Source organism: Streptomyces sp. NPDC006923, assembly GCF_040635655.1.
Lineage (GTDB): Bacteria > Actinomycetota > Actinomycetes > Streptomycetales > Streptomycetaceae > Streptomyces.
On record NZ_JBEYIF010000009.1, the window covers coordinates 216,431 to 228,780 of the forward strand.

The 12,350-nt window shown below is 69.1% G+C and carries 2 protein-coding genes; both read left to right on the forward strand.

Annotated elements, in window-relative coordinates; genetic code table 11:
- Nucleotides 1-90: 90 nt before the first annotated feature.
- On the forward strand, nucleotides 91-11,277 hold the full coding sequence (locus ABZ707_RS20415) for an amino acid adenylation domain-containing protein (RefSeq protein ID WP_360176553.1): 11,187 nt from the start codon (nucleotides 91-93) through the stop codon (nucleotides 11,275-11,277).
- Between the two features lie 48 nt (nucleotides 11,278-11,325).
- Nucleotides 11,326-12,315 carry a 2OG-Fe(II) oxygenase family protein gene (locus ABZ707_RS20420; RefSeq protein ID WP_360176556.1) on the forward strand — a complete coding sequence of 330 codons (990 nt, stop codon included), beginning with the start codon at nucleotides 11,326-11,328 and terminating at the stop codon, nucleotides 12,313-12,315.
- Nucleotides 12,316-12,350 lie beyond the last annotated feature (35 nt).

Genomic DNA, 12,350 nt, shown 5'->3' on the forward strand with positions numbered 1-12,350 from the left:
GGTCCGACACGTCCCCGACATTCGCGGCCCCGCGGCGGCCCCGGCCACTGCCGTGCGTCGCACAGATCCGGTACGACGGAGAGCCTACGTATGAACTCAGCACGGTACCCGACGACTGCCACGGACTGGGCTGCCCGCATCGCGGGAGCAGCGAGCCATCGGTGCGATCTGGAAATGCTCCTCAAGGACGAGTGGCGCAACAAGATCGCGGTGCGGGACGACGATCCCGCTGTGCGGGCGACGAGACGGCAGGACCTGCGCATGAGCGGGCAGGACCACACCGCGCTGAAGAGTGCGCTGCGCGAGGACAGTGGTGTGTCGGTCGCCGCGTTCGCGCTGGCCGCACTGCACGTCGTGATGCACGCGTACGGCCACGGGAGCCGGACGGTGGCGGCGCTCGTCGACGCCACCGGAGGCGTCGATGTGAGCCGGGCACCGGTCCTACCGGTCATCGTCGACCACATCGAGCAGGCCCGGCTCACCTGCCGCGAGGCGGTACGGGAACTCGACGAGGCGGTGCGCCGGAGGGACGCGTACGTCACCGGAGACGAGGTGCTGGGGCGCGGTCAGTTCGACGCGCTGCTCGTGCTCGCCGACGACGACGTGGCTCTGGCCGACCTGCCGTCCTCCCCACTGGTGGTCGTCGTCCGGGACGACGAGGCGGACGGACACCTGCGGTGGACCATGGCCTATGCGGAGGAACTGTTCGAGGACAGGACCGTCGCCGGCGTGCTCGACGTCGTACGCGAGGTGCTCGGCCAGTTCCTCGGCCGTCCCGCCCAGCGCGTCGCCGACATTGAGCTGGTGTCGGAGGAGCAGCGGCAGCAGCTCCACCAGTGGAACTCCACCGACGGCGACTTCCCTGAGGGCAAGCGGCTCAACGACCTGTTCGAGGACGCTGTGCGCCGGTCGCCGGACAGCGAGGCCGTTGTCTTCGGCGACACCAGGCTGACGTATCGCGATGTCGACGAGCGGGCCAACCAGCTCGCGCACTGGCTGCTCGGACCCGGGATGGGGGTGCGGCCGCGGCAACTGTTCGGGATGTACCTCGACAAGAGCGATCTGGGTGTTGTGGCCACCCTCGGGCTGTGGAAGTCCGGTGCGGCCTACGTGCCGATCGACCCCGCCCACCCGGCAGAACGGATCCGTTTCATTGTCCGGGACACCGGGCTGACCGGCATCGTCACCAACCGCCACCACGCCGCGCGGCTCAGGGAGATCCTCGGGGCCGAACACGCCGGTGTGCGCGTCATCGAGATCGAGACCGTGCTCGCGCTGCAGGACGGAGCCGGGCGCGCCGCGCGGGAGAAGCCGCGGCTGTCTCTGGGCAGCGGCGATCTCGCCTACCTCACCTACACCTCCGGCACCACGGGCGTGCCCAAAGGGGTTCCCAAATACCACGACAGCGTCGTGAACAGCATCACCGACCTGTCCGAGCGCTACGAGATGCGGCGACCCGGCGAGGAGCGGGTCGCGCTCTTCGCCTCGTACGTGTTCGAACCGCACCTGAGGCAGACGCTGATCGCGCTCATCAACTCCCAGACGCTGGTGATCGTCCCCGAAGAGATCAGGCTGGACCCGGACCGGTTCCCCGCGTACATCGAGCGGCACGGCGTGACGTATCTCAACGCCACGGGATCGGTGCTGCACCACTTCGACCTGCGTCGATGTACGAGCCTGAAGAGGCTGCTGCTGGTCGGCGAGGAACTGACGGCGGCCGGTCTGCGCCGGCTCCGCGAGACGTTCTCCGGTCGCGTCGTCAACGAATACGCGTTCACCGAGGCGGCCTTCGTCACCGCCGTCAAGGAGTTCGCGCCCGGCGTCACGGAGCGCGCGGACCGCAGTATCGGCCGGCCGCTGCGCAACGTGAAGTGGTACGTACTCAGCCAGAATCTGAAGCGGCTGCCGATCGGTGCCATCGGCGAGCTGTACATCGGCGGCACCGGTGTCGCTCCGGGCTACCTCAACCGCGACGACCTGACCGCGGAGCGGTTCACGCCGAATCCCCACCAGTCGGCGCGGGAGAAGCTGCTGGGCCGCAACGCCCGCCTCTACCGGACCGGTGACCTGGCACGGGTCCTGCCGTCCGGCGAGGTCGAGTTCATGGGCCGCAGCGACTTCCAGCTCAAGCTGAACGGCGTCCGCGTGGAGCCGGGCGAGATCGAGGCGCAGGCGACCGAGCACCCGGGCGTCCGCAAGTGCACCGTGGTGGCCCGCGAAGGGGCGGGGAAGACCGGGGACCGCCATCTGGTCGGGTACTACACGACCGAGCCGACGGCGGAGGTGACCGAGGAGGAGCTGCTGTCCTTCCTGGAGGAGCGGCTCATCCGCATCATGGTCCCCGCTCGCATGGTGCGCCTCAGTAACATCCCGGTCAACGTCAATGGCAAGGTGGACTGGCGGGCGCTGCCCGACGTGGATCTCGCCCGCTCGGGCGGGACACCCGCGCCCGCCGACAGCACCGGCCAGCCGGAGGGCGCGGCGGGCGAGGCGGGCGGCGCGCGGGAGGAACTCCGCGCGATCTGGGGCGAAGTCCTCGGGGTGCCGCCGGAGCGGATCGGCGACGGCGACGACTTCTTCCGGCTGGGCGGCCAGAGCATCTCCTGCATTCTGCTCATCGCACGCGTGCGGCAGCGGCTGGGGGTCTTCGTCGGCGTCGAGGACGTGTTCACCCTCAGGACACTGGCCGAGCTGGCGGATCACCTGGACCGGCAGCGGGTCGGCCGGCCCGCGGCGGAAGCCGGCGCGGCTCACGGACCGCGGGTGGCCGAGGGCGAACCCGTCAGACTGCGCGCGAACGGCTTGCAGCAGGGCCTGCTCTACCACGCCCTGAAGCACCGGAACGCCGATGACGCCTATGTCATGCAGTCGGTGCACCGCTACCGGTGTCGGATCCGCCCCGAGCTGATGAGACAGGCGTGGCGGCACGCGCAGCACAAGTACCCCGCGCTGCGGCTGCGCTTCGAGTGGGCCGAGGAACCCCTCCAGATCATCGACCCCGACGACAGGCCCCTCGACTGGCGGTACGTCGACCTCGCCCACGTGGCGGACTCCGCCGAGCAGGACGCCCGAATCAGGGAGCTCCAGCAGCGGGACCGCACCGAGCCCTACGAGCCGGCCGAGGGCCGGATGTTCCGGGTCTACCTGATCAGACAGCGCGAGGATCTGTACTCGCTGATCTTCAGCTGCCACCACCTCGTCCTGGACGGCTGGAGCCTGCCGGTCCTGCACGATGAGGTGCACCGCGTGTATCTGCGGCTGCTGCGCGGCGCCGTGACCGCTCCCGGCGTGGACCACGCCTATGTGGCCGCCCAGCGGTACTGGGAGGAGCACCGCGACGAGCACGTCGAGTACTGGCTCCGGCAGATCGGGCGTATCGACGAACGCGGCGACTTCGGCGGGCTGCTCAAGGAGGAGATCCGCCATCAGGTAGACCTGAGCGACTACGACCACGTCCGCGAGCACCGGACGAAGAAGCTCTGCCTCGGCGCGGAGCTGACCTCCGCGCTGAAGTCGATGTGCGCCGCCAACTCGGTCACCCTGCACTCGGTGCTGCAGTTCGTGTGGCACAAGGTGCTGTACGCGATCGGCGGCGGGAACACCACGGTGGTGGGGACGATCGTCTCCGGACGCAACCTGCACGTCGACGCCATCGAGAACGCGGTGGGGCTGTTCATCAACACCCTCCCCCTGGTCGTCGACCACGACGAACAGGCGGGGCAGAGCGTCGGCGCGGCCATCGGCGACATCCAGTCCGCCGTGAACACGATGAACGGCAGGAGCACGGTCGAGCTGGGCCGGCTGCAGACCGGGGGGATGAAGCGGCGTCTGTTCGACACACTGCTGGTGCTGGAGAACTATCCGCGGCTCCTGGCGGAGGCCGAGGAGTACGACGAACTTCTCCGCTTCGAGAAGGCGTACGACGCCGACAAGGTCGACTACCCCCTGGCCGTGGTGGCGCGCGAGGAGGGCGACGAACTGGCGGTCACCCTCTGGTACGCGGGCGAGCTCTTCGACGACGCCACCATCGACACGCTGCTCGATGTCACCCGCACCCTGTTCGCCCAGGTGGCTCAGGACGTCACACAGCCCGTCGATGCCCTGGAACTCGTGTCGCCGGCGATGATCGAGCGCTACGACACCTGGAACCGCACGCAGACCGCATTCCCGGCCGACAAGACCCTGGGCGGTGTGTTCGAGGAGCAGGCCGCGGCCTGGCCGGACGAGATCGCGGTGGTCCACCGCGACACACGCCTGACATACCGTCAGCTCAACACACAGGCCAACCAACTCGCACACTACCTGCGCTCGGTGACCCCCCTGCGCCCGAACGACCTGATCGCTCTCGTGATGGACAAGAGCGAACTGATGATCACCACCATCCTGGCGGTATGGAAAGCTGGCGCCGCCTACGTACCCATCGACCCCGGCTACCCGGACGACCGAATCGCATTCATGCTCCAGGACACCGGAGCCCGACTGCTGCTGACCAACCACACCCACGCCGAACGGCTCCACGCCCTGCCGGCCGCGTCGGCCTTCGAGGTGCTGGACATCGAGCGCCTGCCACTGGACGCACAGCCCGCGCACAACCCGGTCACCGAGGTCACCAGCACCGACCTGGCCTACGCCATCTACACCTCCGGCACCACGGGCAGGCCCAAGGCCGTGCTCGTGGAGCACCGGGGCGTCGTCAACCTGCAGGTCTCCCTGGCCAAGCTGTTCTCGCTGGACAAGAGCGAGGGCGACGAGGCGCTGCTGTCGTTCTCCAACTACGTCTTCGACCACTTCGTCGAGCAGATGACCGACGCGCTGCTCAACGGGCAGAAGCTGGTGGTGCTCGACGACACGATGCGCACGGACGCCGAGCGGCTGTACCAGTACATCAACGACGAGAAGGTCACCTACCTCTCCGGTACGCCGTCCGTGCTGTCGCTGTACGACTACTCGACAACGGCGTCCCTGACCCGCGTCGACGCGATCGGCGAGGACTTCACCGAGCCGGTGTTCAACAAGATCCGCGGGACATTCACCGGCACCATCATCAACGGGTACGGCCCGACGGAGATCTCGATCACCAGCCACAAGCGGCCGTACGCGGCGCACGAGCGCCGCGCCACCAAAAGCATCGGCCACCCGGTGGCGAACACCACGGCCTACGTGCTGAACACGTCGATGAAGCGGGTCCCGGTCGGTGGCATGGGCGAGTTGTACATCGGTGGTGTCGGCGTCGCCCGCGGCTATCTCAACCGCGACGAGCTGACGGCGGACCGATTCATCGACAACCCGTTCCAGACCCCCGAGGAGCGGGCGTCCGGACGGAACGCGCGCCTGTACAAGACGGGCGATGTGGTTCGGTGGCTGCCCGACGGCGAGCTGGAGTGCCTGGGCCGTACCGACCTCCAGGTCAAGATCCGCGGTCAGCGCGTCGAACTCGGCGAGGTCGAGGCGGTCCTCTCGTCGTATCCCGGCGTGACCCGGTCCCTGGTGATCGCCCGTGAGCATCAGGGTTCCGGTCTCCCGGCGGCGCGGAAATACCTCGTCGGCTTCTACCTCGGCGACCGCGAGCACGATGAGCAGGACGTGAAGGAGTGGATGCGCAGGAAACTGCCGGAGGCCGTCGTGCCCGCCCGCGTCCTGCGCATCACGGACATCCCCGTCACCCCCAGCGGCAAGCTGGACACCGGGCGGCTGCCGGAGACGGACTTCGAGCCGGGCAGGGGCACCGAGTACATCGCCCCCGCCGACGACATCGAGGTCAAACTGTGCGGCATCTGGGCCACGGTGCTCGGCGTCGCCCCGGGCCGCATCGGAGTGCGTGACGACTTCTTCGCGCTCGGGGGCGACAGCATCCGCGCGATGGCGCTCGCACAGGCCATCACCACCGGCTTCGGCCACGGCCTGGGCATCGCGACCGTGCTCCAGCACACGTCCCTCGGCGCGCAGGCGCGGCACATCCGAGACCTGGCAGCACAGGCGGACGACACGCACGCCGAGCCGGCGGCCGGGCGCGCCGCGGCGGGGACAGGCCGTCCTCCGGTGTCCCTCGCGCAGGAACGCCTGTTGTTCATCGACGAGTTCGAGGGCGGCACCGCCGCCTACAACATCCCGTTCGTGCTGCGGATCCCCCCACACGCCACGGTGTCCCGGGACACGGTGGTCCACTCCCTGCGCACGCTGCTGCGTCGCCATCCCGCGCTGCGCACCCTGCTCAGGACGGACCAGGACGGTGTCCGGCGGCAGTACCCGCTGCCGGAGGACGAGGTGTCGGCTCTCTTCGACCCGCCCGTCCACCGGGTCGCCGACACCACCGAGCTCGACGCGCGGCTGGTGGAGTGCGCCGACCACGTCTTCCGGCTGCACGAGGAACTGCCCGTACGGGCCGGCCTGTTCGAGCTCGCCACGGACCGGAGCGGCCTGTACCTGAGCCTCGTCCTCCATCACACCTGCTTCGACGGCTGGTCATGGAACGTCTTCCGCCAGGAGCTGGCCGCGCTGCTGCAGGGGGTACCGGAGACGGAGCTCGGGACGGTCAGGGCCACCTACGCGGACTTCGCCGTATGGCAGCGGCAGTACCTGACCGGCCGGCGGCTGTCGGAGCTGACGCGTTTCTGGACGAACGCCCTGGCCGGGTTCGAGACGACCAGGCTGCCGCTGGACCGCCCGCGGCCGCCCCGGTTCGACTACCGCGGTCGGGAAATCGAGTTCGGCCTCGACGAGGGGACGACCGAGACGCTGCGGGCCCTGGCCCGGTCGGCCGGAGTCAGCCTGTACAGCGTGCTGCTGGGCGCGTGGTGCCTCATGCTGAACATGTACACCGGCCAGCACGACTTCGTCGTGGGCACCCCCTCCGCCAACCGCGGACGCCCGGAGTTCGACCGCACGATCGGGTTCTTCGCGAACCTGCTCGCCCTGCGCGTCCGAATCGATCCGCGGGCGTCGTTGACGGACTACGTCCGCTCGGTCGGCGAGGGCGTCGTCGCCGCGCAGGTGCACGGCGAGCTGCCGTTCGAGCACCTGGTCAAGGAACTCGACCCGGAGAAGGACCCGGGCCGCCACCCCGTTCTGCAGATCAACTTCACCCTGCAGAACGTCACGGACCGTCCCCACGAGGCCCCGGCGGTGGACGAGCGGGCGACGCCGGCCGACTACCGGCCGGATGCCGGGGGCTGGACAGCCACCAAGTTCGACCTGTCGGCCACCCTCACCGAGACCTCCGGCGGACTGGCCGGCAACCTGACCTTCGCCGCCTCCCTCTTCGACGACACGAGCGCCGACGGCTTCATCTCCACATTCCGGCACGTGCTGCGGGAGTTCGCCCGGCTGTCCTCCCTCGCGGACCGGGCCGGCCTGGCGGATGTCACCTGCCTCGACGAGGAGAGCCGGGCCCGGCTGCTGGCCGACGTCGCCCCGCCGGGCGTCGGCGCGACCCGGCCCCGGACCCTTGGCGGTGTGTTCGAGGAGCAGGCCGCGGCCTGGCCGGACGAGATCGCGGTGGTCCACCGCGACACACGCCTGACATACCGTCAACTCAACGCACGGGCCAACCAACTCGCACACTACCTGCGATCAGTGGCCCCCCTGCGCCCGAACGACCTGATCGCTCTCGTGATGGACAAGAGCGAACTGATGATCACCACCATCCTGGCGGTATGGAAAGCCGGCGCGGCCTACGTACCCATCGACCCCGGCTACCCGGACGACCGGATCAGCTTCATGCTCCAGGACACCGGAGCCCGACTGCTGCTGACCAACCACACCCACGCCGAACGGCTCCACGCCCTGCCGGCCGCGCGGGGGCTCCAGGTGGTGGAAGCCGACCGGCTGCCGATGGGCTACCGGTCGCAGGAGAACCCGGTCACGGAGGTCACGAGCGCCGACCTCGCCTACGCCATCTACACCTCCGGCACGACCGGCACCCCCAAGGCGGTCCTCGTCCCGCACCGCGCGGTGGACAGCTTCCGCGAGCAGGTCGGCGGACGCCTCTCCGGGACACCGGCCACATCGCGCGAAGGCGTCCTGTTCCTCGCGAACTACGTATTCGACTTCTCCGTCGAGCAGTTGGCGCTGTCGGTCCTGAGCGGCCACACGCTCATCGTGCCCCCGCCCTCACCCGCCCACGACGACGGGTTCTACGACTACGCGAACCGCGCGGGCCTCACCTATGTGAGCGGCACGCCGACGCAGATCCAGCAGTTCGACCTCGCGCGGCTCACGCGTCTGCGGTGCGTGCTCGTCGCCGGCGAGGCGTTCCAGGAGCACCACTTCGAGAAGATCCGGCGGGAGTACTCCGGGCCGGTCGTCAACGCCTACGGGACCACGGAGACGTCCGTCTACAACACAGTCCGGCGTTTCGAGCCCGGTGACCCCTACCGGAACGACTTCGGACTCCCCCTGGGCAACACCCGGCTGTACGTACTCAGCGACTCGATGCAGTTGCTTCCGCCGGGAGCGGTCGGCGAGCTGTATGTGGCCGGCGAGTGTGTCACGGACGGGTACGTGAACAGGCCGGAGCTCACCCGGGAGCGGTTCCTGCCCAACCCGTTCCAGACCGACGCCGAGCGCCGCGACGGCCGGTGCGCGCTCCTGTACCGGACCGGCGACCTCGTCCGGCGCACCGGCGGCGAGACGCGGTACGTGGGGCGCAACGACGCACAGGTCAAGATCCACGGCCTGCGCGTCGAACCCGGCGAGGTGGAAGCCGTCCTGGCCGGCTGTCCTGGGGTACGGGAGTGCGCCGTCGTCGCGGCGGACGGCACGCGGCTGATCGGCTACTACGTGGCGGACGGCGACGCGGCCGCGGACGAGGACGAGATCTACGCCACCCTGCGGGCGAAGCTCATGCCGAGCATGGTTCCGTCCCTGCTGGTGCGCCTCGACCGGCCGCTGCCCATGACCATCAACGGCAAGCTCGACACCGAGGCGCTGCCGAAGGCGGACCTCGCGGCGAACCGTGCGCTCTACGCGGCTCCGCGCAGCCGTACCGAGGCGCGCCTGTGCCGGCTGTGGAGCGCTCAACTGCCCGGCGGCACCGTGGGCATCGACGACGACTTCTTCCGGTCGGGCGGTGACAGCATCAGCGCCCTGCACCTGGCGAGCCAGGTGCAGCGGGAGGTCCGGCGCGGGGTCGGCGTCAAGGACATCTTCGACCACCCCACCGTCCGGCGACTGGTCGACAACGTGCTGTCCGGGCCGGACGGCGGGCACGCCACGACGGTGGACCGGGGCCAGGAGCCGGAGCGGGGGCCGCTGAGCGGCGACTGCCCACTGCTTCCCATCCAGGAGTGGTTCCTCGCGAAGCCGCTCGCCGACCGCGGCTGGTGGAACCACAATTTCGCCGTCAGGACACCGCCGCTGGAGCCGGCGAGGCTTCGACCGGCACTGGCCCGGCTGGTCGACCACCACGACGCCTTCCGCCTGCGGTACGCCGGGCTCGGCGGGGAGGGTGCGAAGGTCACCCAGACCTACGGCGACAGCCGCCCCGGCGTCGTCCTGCACGAGCTCGACGTGCGCGGCATGCGGGACGAGGACGTCAGCCGACAGCTCGCGAGGTGGCAGAGCGGCTTCGACCTGGAGCACGGCCCGACCGCCTGTGCCGCGTATCTCCACGGGTACGACGACGGCACCGCGAGAGTCTGGTTCGCCCTGCACCATCTGATCGTCGACTCCGTAAGCTGGCACATCCTCGCCCAGGACCTGGAGATCCTCTACCACGGTGGTGAGCTGGAGGAGAAGACGGGAAGCTACCGGCAGTGGGCCCGGGCACTGCGCGGCTACGTCCCCGACGAGGACGAGCGGCAGCTCTGGACGGAGATCAAACGAGGTCTGGCGGCGGCTCCGCCGGACGCCCTCTCGGCGTGGCAGGACGGGGCGGAGACACACCGCGAGGAGTTCGCGTTGAGCCGGGCGGAGACCCGGACCCTGCTCACCGAGAGCCACTGGGCGTACGACACCACCATGAACGAGCTGCTGCTGACGGCCACCGGCCTGGCGCTGCGGTCGATCACGGGGCGGGCGAAGCACCACATCACGGTCGAGGGACACGGTCGCGAGCGGTTCGAAGGGGCCTGCGACGTACGGGACACGGTCGGCTGGTTCACGACGATGTACCCCCTGGCCGTCGAGGTCGACCGCCAAAACCTCGGGCGCAGCGTCCTGCGGACCAGGGAAGCCGTCCGGCGGGTGCCGCACCACGGTGTCGGTTACGGTGCCCTCTTCGGCGGATACGGCGGCGAGGACGCTCCGCTCGCGCCCGTCAGCTTCAACTATCTCGGCCGGTTCACCGACGAGGGACAGCAGACGTCCGGCCGGCCGGCCGGGTGGCACCTCGACGCCACCATGGCGGGGAGCCACCTCTCCGACCGCAACCGGGGGGCGGACCAGTTCGCCGTCGACGTGACGATGCGGTGCGTCGGCGGCCGTCTCGTCACCCAGGTCGACAGCCGGCTGGACCGGGCCACCACCGGGCGGTTCACAAGTGAACTGAAGGTGTGGCTGGAGCGGGTGGTCGCTCACACGTCGGCCGTGACACACGGCGCGGCCGACGCGCGGGCGGCCGGCCCCCGGGCCGTGCACGAGGACACCTTCGAGCCGTACATCCTCGTCAACGAGGACAAGGCGGAGCACACCCTCTTCGTCTTCCCGCCCGGCGAGGGCGGCGCCGAGAGCTATCTGAGCAACATCGCGGGAGGGCTGGCCGGACACCGGCTCGTGCTCTTCAACAACGTGCATCTGCACGCTCCCATGGAGTCGTTCGAGGCGCTGGCCGAGTACTACCTCGCCCACATCCGGCGGCTGCAGCCCTCCGGCCCCTACAGCCTCCTCGGCTGGAGCTTCGGAGGGGTTCTCGCTCTGGAGGTGTCGTCGCGGCTGGCCCGCGCGGACGAGCGGATCGGCAGCCTCTTCCTGATCGACCCGTACTTCAACGTGCGACAGGCGTCGGCCGCCGTCGGGCTCCCCGACGCCGAGGACATCCTCGATCCGATCAACTACCACTACGCACCGCGCCAGGAGGATCTGGAACGGCTCGGCGCACACGTCGGGGACCTGGTGCTGTTCAAGGCCGGCGAGCGGAACGACGTCGTCCGCGACGACCGGCAGCGCCGTCTCTTCGCGTTCTACCAGCGGTCGCCGTACAACAGCCTGGACACCCTCCTGCCCGCCGAGAAGATCGCGACACACCTCCTTCGAGGCGAGACCCACCACTCATGGGTACGCAACGAACGCCTGGTCACCGAGGTGTGCGAGCGCGTCTCCAAGTCACGCGAGAGAGGCTGACGAGACGTCGGCCAACCGCCCGGAAAGACAGAGACCACGGAGGGCCTCATGCCCGTTCTGATGCCGTCAGCAGACGTTCCCACGATCGACATCTCGCCGTTGTTCGGCGGCGACCCGAACGAGAAGACGCGTGTCGCACAGGAGATCAACAAGGCGTGCCGGGGGTCCGGGTTCTTCTACGCCTCCGGTCACGGCATCGACGTCCAGTTGCTCCAGGACGTGGTCAACGAATTCCACCGGACCATGACCGAGGAGGAGAAGTACGAGCTGGCGATCAACGCGTACAACAAGGACAACCCGCGCCTGCGCAACGGCTATTACATGGCCGTCAAGGGCAAGAAGGCGGTCGAGTCCTGGTGTTACCTGAACCCCTCGTTCAACGAGGACCACCCGATGATCAGGGCGGGAGCCCCGATGCACGAGGTGAACATCTGGCCGGACCAGAGGCGGCACGCGCGGTTCCGGCCCTTCTGCGAGCAGTACTACCGAGACATGTTCCGGCTCTCCAAGGTGCTGATGAGCGGCATCGCACTGGCACTGGGCAAGCCCGAGGACTTCTTCGACGCCGAGCTCTCGGAGGCCGACACGCTGTCCGCGGTGTCGCTGATCCGCTACCCCCGCCTGGAGGACTATCCGCCGGTCAAAACGGGCCCGGACGGCACGAAGCTGAGCTTCGAGGACCATCTCGATGTGTCCATGATCACCGTCCTCTTCCAGACCGAGGTACAGAACCTGCAGGTCGAGACGGTCGACGGCTGGCACGACCTGCCGACGTCCGGGGAGGACTTCCTGGTGAACTGCGGCACCTACATGGGGTACCTGACGAACGACTACTTCCCGGCGCCGAACCACCGCGTGAAGTTCATCAACGCGGAGCGGCTGTCTCTGCCGTTCTTCCTGCACGCCGGGCAGACCAGCGTGATGGAGCCGTTCGCCCCGGAGGCCACCGGCGCGAAGGAGCTGAACCCGCCGATCGAGTACGGCGACTACCTTCAGCGCGGTTTCCACGCCCTGATCGCCAAGAACGGCCAGACCTGAGGGCCGGACGCGGCCGTTCAGGGCGCTCCCGAGGC